This window comes from Helicobacter zhangjianzhongii, assembly GCF_030249855.1.
Taxonomy (GTDB): domain Bacteria; phylum Campylobacterota; class Campylobacteria; order Campylobacterales; family Helicobacteraceae; genus Helicobacter_B; species Helicobacter_B zhangjianzhongii.
The window spans coordinates 95,784-111,284 of sequence record NZ_JANURN010000007.1; the positions used below are offsets into that span (position 1 = coordinate 95,784).

A 15,501-nucleotide genomic window follows, 5' to 3' on the forward strand; every position below is an offset into this window, starting at 1 on the left:
TTATGGCACAAGCACACATAGTATCTGTCGCACGCGTGGGTATTGTGTGTGCGCTGCTAGGGATTGCTGGGCTGTTTTTAGGCTGTGATGATAGTGCCTCCAAAGAGTCAAACCCCACCGCAACGCCTAAAGAGGCACAAGCACTCTCTACCCCAGAAAGCAAGCTTATAGAACTAGCTCCCATACAAAATGGCGAGATCACTACATATCTTATCTATGAAGTTACATCTAAGACCGCAATCTCCCCCACTACGCGTCAAGCCAAAGCAAAAAGCCCAAGCCCCTATCGTGCGAGACTCTATATCAAACGACAGGATTCTCGTATCCTTAGCGCGGCATTTTTAGCTAATGGCAATCGATTTTTATGCGATTTGCACAGCACATTAGAAACAAACGAGCTTGGGGTGGCTAATGGCACGCTTGATTGTCAAAAGCTTTTTACTGCAGTGCTTGAGCAAGGAGAGCTGACAAGCCCTAAGCTCATCACCCAGAATCTAGCAAGCCTTTTGCCTCAAAAAGACATTAGCGATATTGCCAATGCCACCACACCTACAACCGCGAATTTGCGCTTAATCTCATCATTTAGCACGCGTGCTTATACTTTCATACAAATAGATTCTACCAATACGCGGGGCATACGACTTGATAGTATTTGCTCGCTAGATCCCCAGATACAAAAAATCATCAATTCTTCAATGGCGGATTATCTTAAGCTTTTGCGTATCCCAGAGCCCAAATCCTGCACCCAAGCAAACGCTGCTTTTGTGCAAATCACACAAGCTATGCTAAAGCAACTTACTAGAGAGGCTCGTGGGATACAATATTATGGCTATGGGGTGGATTTTTTTGATGAGAGATTTTTGCAAATGTATAAAAACACCTATGTGGGATTATCATCTGCTACGCTTGCGCACAATATCAAGCATTTGCTCTATTACCAAAAGGGTAAGTCCGTAGCCCTAGATAGCGAGCTATTTGTTAAGGGTAAGACACTTGATAAGCTCCACCAAATCCTAGAATCCAAATATCAGCAGTTTTTGCGATCCAATCCACAATGCCAAGCTATGCCAGATTTGATTCGCACATATCGCCCAGATGTAGCGATGAGTGATGATGGGCTATCTTTCATCTATATGCCTTCTAATATCACTACGCACAAGTGCAATACAATCACGCTAGATTTTCATCTATATGAATTACGAGATGCGATCCCACAAACAAGTGTTATATATGCTTTGGTAGCGCGCTCTAAGGCTCCATTGCCGCAGGAAAACACTCTTGATACTCTCTATCTTGAATGCGGAAAGTGCGCACTTATGACCAAACATACACAAAAGCAGATTCTAGCCTTGCGCAAGGCTCTTAATGATGAGCAGTTTTATGAAAAAACAAGCAAGAAAGACATTGATAAAGAGCTTTTAGCTCACTATGATATTAGCCTATATTCATCAATCTATAATGGCGATTATACTGCTATTGATTTTAATCACAAGTATTTGCTTGATCTAAGTGCGTTAGATTCTACAAATGCGTATTATATTCTCTATACAGATGGGAAAGCTCCGTATTGTATGCAAGATACTAATGATAATGCAGAGATCATCAAGTATTTTTCCATTAGCGATACGATAGAGACAAAGGGGCGTAGCGTGCCTATTGATACATATTTGCAGCAAAATCACATTGATATGCGCGCTAATCCCTGCACCAAGCACGCAAAACCCATCTAAGCTAGATTCTAGTGAGTGCTAGCAATGGCTATATCGTGCGGATTTTGGCGATTTCATCGCGGATTCTAGCGGCTTCTTCAAACTCTAGTGCCTTGGCGGCTTGGTGCATTTTGTGCTGTAAGTCTTTAATGATTGCTTCTTTTTCAGCTTTAGGGAGCTTGCGTAGCTTGCTCGCTTTTTCATAAAGTGTGCTAGAGCTCTCTAGGCGTAATTCTTCTTCGACACCGCGAGCGACACTTCTTGGCGTGATGTTATGCTCCTTGTTAAATGCCTCTTGTTTAGCTCGGCGATAGTCTGTGATGTCAAATGCCCTTTGCATAGAGCCTGTGATTTTTTTCGCATATAAAATCACCTTGCCATTGACATTCCTAGCTGCTCTCCCCATTGTTTGAATGAGGCTTGTTTCACTCCGCAAGAATCCTTCCTTATCCGCGTCCATTATGGCGATAAGGCTCACTTCTGGTAAATCTAGCCCCTCACGCAAGAGATTTATCCCAATAAGCACATCAAACTCCCCTAGCCGCAGTGAGCGGATAAGGTGGTTTCGCTCAATGGCGTCAATATCACTATGCATATACCGCACCTTGATTCCAAGCTCCCCATAATACTTGCTTAACTCTTCTGCCATTTTTTTTGTCAGTGTGGTGATAAGCACGCGTTCATTACTCGCTACTCGTAAGCGTATCTCATCATATAAATCAAGCACTTGATTATCACTATCTCGCACTTCATAGAGCGGATCTAAAAGCCCTGTGGGGCGGATAATCTGCTCGGCAATATGACTTTGACTAAGCTCTAGCTCTAGCTTTGCGGGCGTAGCAGAGACAAAGAGAAAATGTGGAGCTTTGTTAATAAACTCATCAAAGCGCAAGGGGCGATTATCCAGCGCGCTAGGCAGGCGGAAGCCGTATTCCACAAGCACTTCCTTGCGGCTTCTATCGCCTGCATACATTCCGCCAAATTGCGGCAAACTCACATGAGATTCATCAACGATGATGAGATAGGGTCTGCCCTTTTGCTCAAAATAATCTAGCAAAGAGTAGGGCGTCTCCCCCGGGGCTTTGCCTGTAAGATGTCTTGCGTAGTTTTCAATCCCCTTACAAATGCCTGATTCTCTAATCATCTCTAAATCAAACTCCGTGCGCCCCTTTAGCCTTGTGTATTCCACCATTTTATCTGCTCTCTCAAATTCCGCAAGCCTAGAATCCAGCTCTGCTTCAATATTGCTCAAAGCCTGCTGCAAGCGATTTGCTCCTACGATAAACTGATTTGCCGCATAGAGCACGATACTTTGTGTATCGCGGATTTTGACTCGCTCTAGCTCGTCCCATATACTAATGGATTCTACCTCATCGCCAAAAAACTCTATCCGCACAAACTCCCTCTCATTATACGCAGGAAACACATCAATACTCTCGCCATTTACGCGGAAGTTACCCCGCTCAAACACCACATCATTACGGGTATATCCCATATCCACAAGCTTGGTCAGCAAGGCTTTGTAGCTTCGCTCCTGTCTTGCTTCTATTTTTTCTATCATTGTGAGATATTCTTGCGGATTGCCTAGCCCATAGTTTGCTGATACTGAAGCTATCACAATCACATCATCATAGGCTAGCAGTGAAGTCGTGGCTGAAAGCCGTAGCCGCTCTAAGTCATCGTTAATACTAGAATCCTTTTCTATAAACAAATCTCGGCGTGGGATATAGGCTTCTGGCTGATAATAATCAAAGTGGCTGATGAAATACTCCACTTTATTGTTAGGGAAAAAGCCCTTAAACTCGCTATATAGCTGGGCGGCTAGGGTTTTATTGTGTGTCATTATGAGTGTGGGGAGATTGAGCTTTGCGATGATATTTGCCATCGTGTAAGTTTTCCCACTGCCTGTAACGCCCACAAGCGTGGAATACTTCGCACCCCGTGCGATAGAATCTGTGATTTTTGCGATGGCTTGAGGCTGATCGCCTGCTGGAGAGTAGGGAGAGTGTAGGAGAAATTGCGCCATTTGGGATAGCCTTTAGAGAAAAATTGGTTACAATTATAGCTAAGTGTCTATAATGCATACCATTTCTTTAAGGAACACCAATGCCATCAATCACCCAACTTGAAGAAAAAATCTCCGCTCTGCTTGCTGCCTATGATAGCGCGATGATCGAGCTAGAATCCTTGCGCAAGGAGCTAAACACACTCAAAGCAGAGTCCAGCCAAAAAGATCTGCAAATCTCTGCACTTTATGAAGAGATCGGCAATCGCGATCGCGCCGTAGAATCCTTGTATGACAAAATCTCCACCACGCTTGCAAGCAAGCAAACTCCAAAGGCAGATGATGAATGAGCAGCTAGAGGTGCGGATCTCTGGGAGAGGCTTTGGCATATCGCTTAAGGGCTACAATGAGCAAGCAAACAAAGAAATACGCGAGCTATTTGCCAACAAGGGCGATACGGATCTGCTCGCACTTTTGCGGGCGTATTTAGATGTCGTGCATAAAAAATGCGAGCTAGAGTATAGAATCCAAAAAGTGGATTCTAGGATTGATATGAGTATGCAAAAGCACGCATTATTAGAGCAAGCCAAACAAGAAGCATTGCAAGAGGAAATAGTCAAAGAAGAAATAGCCCAAGAAAAACAAGAGCAAGTATCGCAAGAAACAATCAAGCAAGATTCTGCACGCGATATTTATCAATCTCACAAAACGCTTGATATGCCTATATCCACGCAGAGAGCGATAAGCTTGTTTGATGAGCTTCCTAGCACACAAGAGCATCTCGCGCACAAAGACACCATAGCCTAATGTTTTTCTACCATATCGCACCGCTTGGGGTGCGCTCGCCTTTACTCACCTACACGGCTAGGACACCGCTTCTACCCGGCACGCTTGTAGGCATAGAGGTGCGTAAGAAAATCTATGATGGCGTAGTGATTACACAGACACAAGCACCAGATTTTACTTGTAAAGATATTCTTGATGTGCGGGGGTATTTTGGCAGTGTGCAGCGATTTTTAGCGCGTTTTATCGCCTACTACTATCGTGCAAGCCTGCCAGAATCCTATAAGCTCTTTCTTGCTTTCACGCCCGCGCCTGCCTCTATACCAAAGCCCTATAAGCACACTCCAGCCCCAAATGCGCTGCGATTTTGTGAGCTGCCTTTATGCGCTAGGCTCTCTGTGGCACAAAAGCAGCAAATTGTATCTGCGCTACCTAGTCTAAATCCCCAGCAAGAAAAAGCCTATGCATTTATAGAATCTAAGCCTTTGAGCCTGCTCTTTGGCGATACAGGCTCTGGGAAGACAGAGATTTACTTCCACTGCATAGCACAAGCTTTATGTCGCGATAAAGCCGCCTTGTTTCTTATGCCAGAAATTGCTCTAACTCCACAGACTTTAGCAAGACTGCAGAATGTGTTTGGGGATTGCGTGGCACTCTGGCATAGCAAAATCACCCCGAGTAAGAAAAAGCAGATTCTACAAGGCTTGCATAATCAGCAGATAAAAATCATCGCCGGAGCCAGAAGCGCGCTATTTTTACCGCTTGCACGCCTTGGGGTAATCATTGTCGATGAAGAGCACGATGATGCGTATAAATCAATGAGTAATCCACGCTACAATGCTAGGGATCTGGCTATCTTGCTTAGCAGGCAGGCGGGCATTAAAGTCGTGCTAGGCTCTGCTACCCCAAGCCTTACAAGCTACAAACGCGCCAAAGATGGCGACTATCTTTTCCGCTTAAAAGGTGGATTCTACCGCGCACAAAAAGAATTTATCCTAGAATCCACTTTTGCACAACTAAGCTATAACTTACAGCAGCATATAAAAGCTGTGCTAAAGCAGCAAAAGCAAGCTATCATCTTTGTCCCTACACGCGCGAATTTTAAGGCATTGCTATGCTTGGAGTGTGGCTATGGCTTTGTTTGTCCATTTTGCAGTGTGAATATGAGCGTGCATTTATCGCGTGATATGCTATGTTGTCATTATTGTGATTATAAAGAGGTGTTGCCCAATCTTTGCCCTGAATGTAAAGGAAACAATCTTTCAAACAAACGCATTGGCACAGCACAGGTTGCTGCTGATTTGCAAGAGCTCTATCCGCAAGCAAGGATTAGCATATTTGATCGAGATCATATTACCACAGCAAAGAAGCTTACAGATGTGCTTAGTGCGTTTAAGTCTAGGGAGATTGATATTCTTGTAGGCACGCAAATGTTAAGCAAAGGGCACGATTATCACAATGTCGCATTTGTGGGTGTGGTGGGGATTGATTATATCTTGCAGGGTGGGGATTTTCGTAGCCTTGAGCGAGGGGTGAGCTTGCTACATCAAATCGCTGGACGCACTGGGCGCAAAGATAATGGCAGGGTATTTATCCAAAGCTTGCAAAGTGAGTGGCTTAAAGGATTTTTGGACGATTATGAGGTGTTTTTACAATGGGAGCTTATGCATCGCAGCACGGCGTATCCGCCCTTTAAGCGGCTTGCTATGATCCATTGCGATCATCGCTCTCAAGCAAAAGCGCAAGAGAATATGCTGGCAATTTTGCAAGCTTTGCAGCAGCGCAGCGAGAGCGCGGCTACAATCCTAGGGTATGGGGCAAATGCGATTGAGCGCATAGCGGGCAAGTGGCGATTTCATATTTTATTGCACGCCCAAAAGCATAGTGATATTTTGCGTGTGTTAGAGAGTTTGGGCGACTTGGAAGTCGATATTGATTGCATTGATACGCTATAGGGATATTTGGTTAATCAAAGATTAACTTTACCCAACCAAAAAGCAAAATTTAAGACTACAAAAGGGAAAAATAAGCTAGAATAATCGCAATTTCTTACAAAAAGGAGAGAAAATGCAGAGCAATGCGGTCTTAGAATATGACTATTCTATAGCAAAATTGTTTTTATACTCCACCTTGGCGTTCGGGTTTATCGGTATGCTTATTGGTGTAGTTCTTGCGTTTCAGTTGGCGTTTCCAGATCTAAACTATATTGCTGGTGAATATGGTATTTTTGGTAGATTGCGACCATTACACACAAATGGGATTATTTATGGTTTCACGCTAAGTGGGATTTGGGCAGCTTGGTATTATTTGGGGCAAAGGGTGCTTAAGATCACTTATCATCAACATCCGTTTTTGAAATTTGTGGGCTTGGCGCATTTTTGGATCTATATCGCACTGCTTGTGCTAGCGGTTATTACATTGTTTGCTGGGATTACGCAGTCTAAGGAGTATGCGGAGCTAGCGTGGCCACTTGACTTGCTTGTAGTTGTGGTTTGGGTGCTTTGGGGTGTTAGTATGTTTGGCTCTATGGGTGTGCGCAGAGAAAATGTGATTTATATTTCTCTGTGGTATTTCATCGCTACTTTTACTGCGATTGCTGTGCTTTTTATCTTTAACAACCTTGCTATTCCTACTTATTTTGTCGCTGGGACAGGGAGTATTTGGCACTCAATTTCACTCTATGCAGGAAGCAATGATGCGCTTATCCAGTGGTGGTGGGGACACAATGCCGTGGCATTTGTTTTCACATCTGGGATCATTGGTGTGATGTATTATTTCTTGCCAAAAGAATCAGGGCAGAGTATATTTTCTTATAAACTTACTTTGTTCTCATTTTGGAGCTTGATGTTTATCTATATTTGGGCAGGTGGGCACCATGTGATCTACTCCACCGTGCCTGATTGGGTGCAAACGCTTGGTATGGTGTTTTCTGTGATTTTGATTCTGCCTTCTTGGGGGACTGCAGTTAATATGCTACTTACTATGCGTGGGCAATGGCATCAGCTTAAAGAATCACCATTGATAAAATTCCTTATGCTAGCTGCTACATTCTATATGCTCTCCACTCTTGAAGGACCGATTCAATCTATCAAATCTGTCAATGCACTTGCACACTTTACGGATTGGATTGTTGGGCATGTGCATGATGGTGTGCTAGGCTGGGTAGGATTTACCATTATTGCAGCTTCTTATCATATGCTTCCTAGAATGTATAAGCGAGAAATTTACTCACGCAAGATTATGGATATACAATTTTGGATTATGACAATTGGTATTGTATTCTACTTCTCAAGTATGTGGATCGCTGGTATCACACAGGGTATGATGTGGAGAGATGTGGATCAAAATGGCTATCTTGCTTATCAATTTATCGATACAGTAAGCGTGCTATTCCCATACTATTTGATACGAGCAATTGGTGGGACAATGTATCTTATTGGTTTTGTGATGTTTATCTACAATGTCATAATGACTATCACAGCAGCAAGACAACTAGAGAGTGAGCCTAAATCAGCCTCACCTATGGCTGCATAAGCGTGTAAGGAGAAAATATGTTTAGTTGGTTAGAAAAGAATCCATTCTTTTTCACGGTGGCGTTTTTGATCGTATTTTCTATCGCTGGGTTGGTGGAGATTCTCCCAGACTTTTCTAAGTCTTCACGCCCTCTTGTTGGGCTTAAGCCTTACTCTCTGCTAGAGACTGCAGGGCGACAAGTTTATATTAATGAGGGTTGTTATAACTGCCATTCACAGCTTATTCGCCCATTTTTAGCAGAAACTGATCGTTATGGTATGGCAAGCATAAATGGCGAGTATGCTTATGATCGCCCATTCTTGTGGGGATCTAAGCGCACGGGTCCAGATCTTCATCGTATTGGTGATAGCAGAACAACAGATTGGCACGAAAAGCATATGCTTGATCCTAAAAGTGTTGTCCCTGCTTCTATAATGCCAGCATATAAACATCTCTATGCCAAAAATGCGGATTTTGAGACAGCGTATGCTGAGGCTTATACACAGATGAAAGTTTTTGCTGTGCCGTATAACACAGAAGGTGGCGTTGCCATTGGGGAAGATATTGAAGAAGCTAAGAAAATCTACCTGCAAGAAGCCCAAGCAATTGTCGATGATATGAAATCTCAAGAAATCAAAGAAGCTTTGGAAAAAGGCGAAGTGAAAGAGATTGTGGCATTGATCGCTTATCTTAATAGCTTGGGGCAAGCGCGTAGGACAAAATAAGCGGGGTTGATATGGAAGCTGAAACTATAGAATATTTACGAGCAGGCGTATATTTTGTCGTAACGATCTTTCTTATCGTGTTTTTGTATTCTTATGCAGTTTCTATGTGGAGACGCCAAGAGCGTGGTATCCGCGATTATGAGAAGTATGGTGAGTTGGCTGTGCGAGATGATCTAAATGATGATCTTATAGAGCCTAGAATTACAGAAAAGGAGCAGAGATGAATTGGTTGAGTGATAGTGTCAATATTATTGCTTTATTGGGTGCGTTAGCTATTTTGGTGATTACTATCTATGTGGTTGGTTTTTATGTCAAAAAAATGAAAACAGCCAAAAACGATGGGGAATTGACAGAACACGATTGGGATGGGATCAAGGAGTTTAAAAATAATATCCCTATGGGCTGGCTTGTGATTTTTATGCTGCTTATTGTTTGGGGATTTTGGTATATGTTTTTTGGTTATCCGCTAAAGAGTTTCTCGCAAATTGGGCAATACAATGAAGAAGTCAAAGCTAACAGCGAGAAGTTTGAGCAGCAATGGCAGAATCTAACCCCTGAAGATAAAATCGATATGGGGGAAGGAATCTTTTTGGTGCAGTGCTCTCAATGCCACGGGCTTAATGCAGAAGGCATCAATGGTCAAGCACAAAACCTTCGCGCTTGGGGTAAAGAAGAGGGCATTATCCATACTATTGATGTGGGTAGCAAAGGGCTTAATTATATCGCTGGAGAGATGCCACCGGGGCTTCTTACTAGCGATGATGAAAAACGACAAGTTGCAGCGTATGTGATGAAGACTTTTTCTCCTAGCAAATCTACAAAGTATTCACAAGCTGATGTAGAAGCAGGCAAAGTTGTGTATCAAAATGTTTGCGCCACTTGCCACGCCAACGATGGAAGCGGTAATGCAAATGGCATAGAAGGCTTTGCTTCAAATCTCAATACTTATGGAGACTATGTGCTTGTAGAGCAAGTCTTGAAAAATGGCAAGAAAGGCTTCATAGGCAAGATGCCATCTTTCAATTACGCAAACTTTAGCGAAAGACAAGTTGAGGCATTGACTGCTTATATCAACTCGCTACAAGTTAATGACTAAGTAAAGGAGTAGGTGATGAATGGACTATTTGGTATAAATGGGCTTTTGGGATATTTGGTGGCTGTTGTGCTTGTCGTTGTTCTTGCGATTGGTTTTGGCTATGTTGCTGTAAGTGTGCAAAGTGCCAACGCGCAAAATTACTATGAGTTTAAGGACTACAAGGGTATCAAGGCACAAAGCGTGGAAAATAAAAACTTCTTCCAAGATGCACAATAAAGGAGAATCTATGTTTACTGCAGCAGAAAAATTATTAGGTGCTTTGCTGGTTGTTTTGGGTGTTGTTTCTATTGCTATTGCTTTTATTCCCGATGGGCTTTTGCATCTTGTTTAAGGAATAGCTTGAAGCCTTTTTTTAAGCGCATTGTCTTTGCGCTGTTTGTTGCCCCCCTATTATATGCTGATGTCGGTAGCCCAATATCTAGTGGCTACATCATCGGCAATACACATCAAACTCTCGTGCCAAAGACACAAGAGATCATACGGCTTCTCTCGGCAGAAATTTTTCAAAAAACAGGCATTAAAATCTATATCGATATTATCGATGAGATCTCTATCTCTCCAAGGTATCCAACAAAACAAGCGCGTAAAGATTATCAAGCGACATTTTATTCGCGATTGCCAGAGCCGTATGTTGTCTTGTCTTTGTTTGTGCAAGAAAGAAAATTCGATCTTGTTAGTAGTGATGATTTGCAGGCATTTCTTAGTGCTAAAGTATTGGATTCTGTGTATTTTGACTATATGGCACCACTTATCCCAGAAAAAGAGCAAGACATCACGCCCGAGCGACTTTCTGCGATTTTGCTCAATGGCTATGCTGAGATCACAGACATCATTGCTCGCCACTATGACATAAAGTTTGAGCATAGTATTAGCACAGATGAGCAAGGCGTGCGTTTTTTTGTGCGCTTTATTCTCTATGCTATGTTGCTTATTTTGCTTGGACTTTTTGTGCTTGCTCAATTTTCTCGTAAAAAACCTTCTTCCTAGGAGAGAGTATGAAACCAAATCCCATCAGCCCACAAGACTCCAGCACAACTAAGGCGCGTAATTTATGGCCCTATGGTATTTTGCTAGCGATATTTATCGGCATTATTTTGATTTGTATCTCTGTGTATATTTCTGTAAAACATCCAGTCTATGATGATCGCTCATTTTTCCAGAAGCATACCGACACAGATAGTGCGATCAATCAGCTTTTAGAAGACACTGATACGCTGCAAGAGTATTATGACTTTTATCTCCAAGCAAATACCAAACCCACAAAAGATAGTATCCTAAAGCCTAGCTCCCCTTATTTTCGTGCTTCTCATCGTGATAAAGTAGAAAATAACTCGCCAAATATCTTGCTCATCAAACAGCTTAATACACTCTATTTGCTTGCAGATACACTAGATCATAAATCTAATGACCTGCAAGATTTGCGCATTCAGGTCTTTATGCAAAAAATAGGCGATCCCAAAGAATTAGAAGTGCATATTTATGATTCTAGCAGTGGATCATTTAGCAAGAGTGTGCCAGAGCATAAGGGAGGGCAGATTCTCATTGGCACAATGCTTTTTGACCCAAAGGAGCAGGTATTTGTAAGCCCATCGTTTGAGATAGAGGCAGAGGGGCGGTGGATTGTTGCTTTGCAGATTACAGGTAAGATAGCTCAAACTGCTCAAGACACTCAATCTCAAGGGAATACGCAGGAGCATAGGGATCTTTTTGTCGTGCTAGAAAAGGAATTTTTCAGTATGCCAAAGCCTCAAATACATACCGATAGCCAAGTCAAAGCACGCTAAATGCTAGCCCAAAGATTCGCTAAAGCCCCTAGCTTGCAAGCGCGCAAAACTGCCACACAGGTGCTTTGTGCGTTTGTGATGGTGGAGCTTGTGTTTGCGCTTGTGGTTATTGGCGTGGCGTTTGGGATTTTGGCGCATTTTTATCGTGAGCGATCAATGACCGCGGAATTGCCCGTAGCTGAGCTAGATGTCGTGCAAGAAAAAGCACTCCAAGAGCTAGAATCCAAAATCGCACCAGCACCGCATATCATAGTCGGTAGCGATGGACTTTCTTGCCAAGGTGAGCTTTTTAGCACTACGCAGTCTCAAAGCACCTTTAAGCTCTTTATCCCACAAGTATGCGACAAGTCAAGCACACCATAGCTAGCCACGCGCGAGCATTTGTGCTACTAGAGCTAGTGTTTGGTATCGTGATTTTATCGCTTATTGTTATCACGCTTGTGCAAGTAGCTCTCTCACTCCAAAGACAATCCATAGCAAAAAGCAGCATAGCTCTCGCGCAAATCTCCCTATCCAATACCGCCGATATTATCCGCAATCATTTAGAGACAGAATCTAGCTTTACATTTGTGGATTCTACCCTGCAGAGCGGATCGCACACGATCATTTTGCGCGATCATTCAATATTCCTTGATGGCGTGCTGCTGGGGCAAGATATTACACGATTTGATGTGAAATCCTTGCCCAATAACGCCTTTAGCATAGATATATGCACAAATCTGTCTCACAAGATATTTTGTGTCAATCGTGTAGGCTGGCTGCGGTAGCTATGGGTGCGTTGCGATCATCTTATAAATCCACATCAAAAGCGTATGCCTTGCTATATGCCATTATGCTTTTGCTACTTATTGGCTTTTTTCTCACAAGCCTTCGCACAAGCACAGGCATTACACTAGATAGGCTCACAAACTCGCACATAAAATTCCAAGGGGCTTTATATCTACAAAGTCTTGAGCAAGTAGCTAAGCTTTGCCACGCTGCACAGATTGCTTCTGGAGATTTTGTGCTAGATGATGATTATAAGGGCGGATTTGAGATTGTTGGTGATAGGGTGTTTTTGTATATCGAAGCCATAAATCGCCGCACCGGACAGATTTTGCGCAGCACAAAAGACATCGCTTTACCATAGCACTGCTTGGTAATGTTTTCCTAGAATCCAGCTTATGCGTTATCGCGGATTCTATGCTAGCAGAAGCGTGGCAAAAAGCGCGACAAGACTTTTAGCAGCCACAAGCACACAACATAATAAAGTAGATTCTAAGCCACATCAGTGTCAAAGGCGGTGGATTAGTGATCGTGCCATTACTAAAGCCCAAGTATAGCAATGGCATTCTGCACTTATTTGGCAAGTGTGGAGCGCAGCTTATCGCACGCGCCATCTTCGCCATTCTCACAGGCTTGGTAGTAGTAGATCTGCGCTTTTTGCTTATCTCTCGCCACTCCCCTGCCTAGCCAATACGCATCGCCCACTTTCGAGCAGCTCGCATAGCTATTTAGGCGCAATCTATCCATATAGCCCGCGCGCTCAATCTCAAGCACATCACACGCCTTTTTATAGAGCTGGGCTTGCTCAACGCTTCCTTTAGATTCTGGCTTCCTAGATTCTAGCCCAGCTAGCACAGCACAGCTCTCGCTATCATCACGCGCGCAAGCAAGCTCGGCTACCGCACGCAGGCTATCTCTATATTTCTTAGGGCTACCATAGACTTTATCATAAGAGCGCATAAGTGTCCTGCACGCGAGATTTGAGCCATCTTTGCACACCTTTTCAAACTGCGCTAAATCCGCCTTTGTCAGCTTGCCATCTTCATAAATCACTTTGAGCATAAAGGTCTTTTGCACTTCTAGGATTGCATTTGCTTTTGTTTTATTACAGCCTTCTAGCAGGTATTCTAATGGCGCGCAAGCACTTGCTACAAGCTCTTTGGCAGAATCTACAAGCTTGGCTGCTTCATATTCTTTAGCGCGAGCGAGAAGCCCCAGGCAGCCTAGCTCCTCTCCACGCGAGCAAGCATTTTGCAGCAAAGGCAGTGAGCCGGCTAGATCACGCGGAAGCGATGAGACATCAAGCCCCTTGCTTGCAAAGTGCTTGATCTGCTCTTGCTTTAGCGCAAGCAGCTCACCTAGCATAGCATACGAGCCGCTATGCCCTAGCTCACAGCCCTTTTTGCTAGCTTCTAGCACCTCTGCAATGCCCACTTTACTCCCCTTAGCCTTTTTTGCGCCCTTTTTTGTATCTCTGCCCTTTGCTTCATCTTTGCTTGTTGCTTGCCCTGATAGCACTAGCTCGCTAAACATCGCGCAAGACTCCCCCACCCCTGCCTTACAATTTGCTAGCAAGAGGTGTAGATCTTTTGTGCGAGCAGCGGTGATTTGGCACGCCTTTATGCTGCCTTTTTGGCATAGCTCGCTGATTTTTTCACTTGAAAGCTTGCTGAAGTCTTGCAAGTCAAGCGCGAAGCTTGGGGATTGTATGCGCGCTAGGATTGCTTGCTGCTTAGGGGATAGCGCGAAGTCTGTGGGCGTTGGAGCAGGCGGCGCAGGGTCTTGCAGTGATTCTTCTAGCGATTCTTGCGCAAGCTTTTGCGCGCTTTTTTGGAGCGTTTGACATATCGCGCTGGTGCTTGTGGGGCTTGGGATAAGGCGCAAATGTGCCTTATCTTGCTCATAGTATAGCTCTAGGCAATTTTGCCTATCTTGCAGGAAAAAGACTCGATTGCCCATTACCATATCTGGCAAATCACTCTGTGCTATATGCGCGCTTTGCTCGCAGAGCTTTTGAGCTTGCTTTGGCAAAATGGTAGAATCTAGGCAGGGGGCAAGCCCATCTTGTGCCATAGATTCTAGGATCTGCTTGGTTTTGCTTTTTTGTGTGTAAATGCGCAAGAGATATTTAGCGCGGTAGAGTCTGGAAAGATACTCGTGCGCAAAATACCCCACAAATGCCCCAAGCCACGCGTTATCCTCAAAGCCTTGCAGCTCCTTTATCAGTGGCTTAAGCTCCTTGCTAGGATAAGCACGCAAGCTATCAAAGCCCAAGTCCTTGAATAGCTCACCAGAATCTTGGATACTAGCAACTAGAGCAAAAAGCGCGAAGCCTTGTGTGCCATATCGCAAGACTTCTTGCAGCTGCAAATCTTTGCTTTGAAGCGAGCGGAAAGCATTGACAAGATTAAATAGCTCGGTTTCGTGCCCACAGCCCCCGCTGACACAAACCTTTGTCGGCTTATAGCCGCTAACAAAGTGGAAAAACTCTCCCCCAAAGCTTAGGATAAAGGCATTTTGCTCTGCCAAAAAGCTCTCCCAAGCAAGCTCTATCTTTTTGCGTGCGTGCTCTTCTTTTGGCTTAACGACTTTAGATTCTGCTATGGAATCTGTATCTAAGAAAGCAGCCAAACCGCCATTATCACGCACATACTCTGTGGCAAAGCGCAGCAATGCCACGCGCAAAAACACTTCATACGCTTTGATGAAGTCTTTTTGCTCCTGTGTTGTAGCAAGAGATCGCAAATGCGCAATCGCAGGAGAAAATTGCTCTACATACTGCGCACTTAGATCCCACAACCGCACTTGGGGTGTCTTGCTAAGCGGGGGTAGTGTAGCTTGGGGCTTGGCATTGTGAGTTGCATCTGCTTTGCTCTGTTTAGATTCTAGCACCAGCGGCACAAAGCGTTCAAGCGTAGCTGGGGCATTTGCCATAGAGAGAGTGCATAAAGCCCCCACAAAGCCACATAAGCATACAAGTAAGCGTATCATGCATATCCCCCTATCTCACCACAGAGAACACACCCTTGCCATCACGCACGATCTCAAGGAGATTTCCTGCTTTAAACATATTGCACACGATGATAGGTAGGCGATTATCTTTGGCTAGGGCGATTGCTGT

At 43.9% G+C, this 15,501-nt stretch carries 17 protein-coding genes and 1 pseudogene; 15 read left to right on the forward strand and 3 right to left on the reverse strand.

The annotated features are described in order from the left end of the window. The first annotated feature begins 2 nt into the window (after positions 1-2). The gene (locus tag NYG90_RS08135) at positions 3-1,730 is read left to right on the forward strand and encodes a hypothetical protein (RefSeq protein ID WP_285264927.1); all 1,728 of its coding nucleotides are present in this window, start codon (positions 3-5) and stop codon (positions 1,728-1,730) included. 28 nt (positions 1,731-1,758) lie between these two features. Here NYG90_RS08135 and uvrB read toward each other — a convergent pair whose 3' ends face one another. Continuing rightward, on the reverse strand, positions 1,759-3,735 hold the full coding sequence (gene uvrB / locus NYG90_RS08140) for an excinuclease ABC subunit UvrB (RefSeq protein WP_285257523.1): 1,977 nt from the start codon (positions 3,733-3,735) through the stop codon (positions 1,759-1,761). 80 nt (positions 3,736-3,815) lie between these two features. Here uvrB and NYG90_RS08145 point away from each other — a divergent pair, with 80 nt between their 5' ends. From NYG90_RS08145 to NYG90_RS08210, 14 genes are all read left to right on the forward strand, one after another. Continuing rightward, a complete protein-coding gene (locus tag NYG90_RS08145; RefSeq protein WP_115011426.1) occupies positions 3,816-4,064 on the forward strand; it encodes a DUF904 domain-containing protein in 249 nt (82 codons plus the stop codon). Then, positions 4,006-4,521, forward strand: a complete 516-nt coding sequence (locus NYG90_RS08150) for a hypothetical protein (protein WP_285257524.1) — start codon at positions 4,006-4,008, stop codon at positions 4,519-4,521. The genes NYG90_RS08145 and NYG90_RS08150 overlap by 59 nt, the downstream gene beginning before the upstream one ends. Continuing rightward, positions 4,521-6,452 carry a primosomal protein N' gene (locus NYG90_RS08155; protein ID WP_285257525.1) on the forward strand — a complete coding sequence of 644 codons (1,932 nt, stop codon included), beginning with the start codon at positions 4,521-4,523 and terminating at the stop codon, positions 6,450-6,452. Before NYG90_RS08150 ends, NYG90_RS08155 begins: the two co-directional genes overlap by 1 nt. Positions 6,453-6,564: 112 nt before the next feature. Further along, on the forward strand, positions 6,565-8,031 hold the full coding sequence (gene ccoN / locus NYG90_RS08160; RefSeq protein ID WP_115011429.1) for a cytochrome-c oxidase, cbb3-type subunit I: 1,467 nt from the start codon (positions 6,565-6,567) through the stop codon (positions 8,029-8,031). A gap of 17 nt (positions 8,032-8,048) precedes the next feature. After that, positions 8,049-8,735: a cytochrome-c oxidase, cbb3-type subunit II gene (ccoO, locus tag NYG90_RS08165; protein WP_285257526.1), complete on the forward strand. Its 687-nt coding sequence runs from the start codon at positions 8,049-8,051 to the stop codon at positions 8,733-8,735. Between the two features lie 11 nt (positions 8,736-8,746). Continuing rightward, the gene (locus NYG90_RS08170; RefSeq protein ID WP_285257527.1) at positions 8,747-8,959 is read left to right on the forward strand and encodes a cytochrome c oxidase, cbb3-type, CcoQ subunit; all 213 of its coding nucleotides are present in this window, start codon (positions 8,747-8,749) and stop codon (positions 8,957-8,959) included. Beyond that, a complete protein-coding gene (ccoP, locus tag NYG90_RS08175) occupies positions 8,956-9,831 on the forward strand; it encodes a cytochrome-c oxidase, cbb3-type subunit III (RefSeq protein ID WP_115011432.1) in 876 nt (291 codons plus the stop codon). The genes NYG90_RS08170 and ccoP overlap by 4 nt, the downstream gene beginning before the upstream one ends. Before the next feature lie 15 nt (positions 9,832-9,846). Beyond that, positions 9,847-10,047 (forward strand): DUF4006 family protein, encoded by a 201-nt coding sequence (locus tag NYG90_RS08180; RefSeq protein ID WP_115011433.1) that lies wholly within the window; start codon positions 9,847-9,849, stop codon positions 10,045-10,047. Between the two features lie 123 nt (positions 10,048-10,170). Then, positions 10,171-10,818 (forward strand): hypothetical protein, encoded by a 648-nt coding sequence (locus NYG90_RS08185; protein ID WP_285257528.1) that lies wholly within the window; start codon positions 10,171-10,173, stop codon positions 10,816-10,818. An 8-nt stretch (positions 10,819-10,826) separates the two neighbouring features. After that, positions 10,827-11,615, forward strand: coding sequence for a hypothetical protein (locus NYG90_RS08190; RefSeq protein WP_285257529.1), 789 nt, complete (start codon positions 10,827-10,829; stop codon positions 11,613-11,615). After that, positions 11,616-11,978 carry a hypothetical protein gene (locus NYG90_RS08195; RefSeq protein ID WP_285257530.1) on the forward strand — a complete coding sequence of 121 codons (363 nt, stop codon included), beginning with the start codon at positions 11,616-11,618 and terminating at the stop codon, positions 11,976-11,978. It abuts the gene before it with no gap. Further along, the gene (locus NYG90_RS08200; RefSeq protein WP_115011437.1) at positions 11,954-12,382 is read left to right on the forward strand and encodes a hypothetical protein; all 429 of its coding nucleotides are present in this window, start codon (positions 11,954-11,956) and stop codon (positions 12,380-12,382) included. The genes NYG90_RS08195 and NYG90_RS08200 overlap by 25 nt, the downstream gene beginning before the upstream one ends. 2 nt (positions 12,383-12,384) lie before the next feature. After that, entirely contained in the window at positions 12,385-12,744 is a 360-nt protein-coding gene (locus tag NYG90_RS08205; RefSeq protein ID WP_285257531.1) for a hypothetical protein, read from the forward strand. A gap of 34 nt (positions 12,745-12,778) precedes the next feature. Further along, a complete protein-coding gene (locus NYG90_RS08210; protein ID WP_285257532.1) occupies positions 12,779-12,937 on the forward strand; it encodes a hypothetical protein in 159 nt (52 codons plus the stop codon). Between the two features lie 16 nt (positions 12,938-12,953). Here NYG90_RS08210 and NYG90_RS08215 read toward each other — a convergent pair whose 3' ends face one another. Both NYG90_RS08215 and NYG90_RS08220 read right to left on the reverse strand, forming a co-directional pair. Further along, positions 12,954-15,371 carry a tetratricopeptide repeat protein gene (locus NYG90_RS08215; protein WP_285264928.1) on the reverse strand — a complete coding sequence of 806 codons (2,418 nt, stop codon included), beginning with the start codon at positions 15,369-15,371 and terminating at the stop codon, positions 12,954-12,956. A gap of 10 nt (positions 15,372-15,381) precedes the next feature. Beyond that, positions 15,382-15,501, reverse strand: a pseudogene (locus NYG90_RS08220) (UMP kinase); the annotation flags it as partial.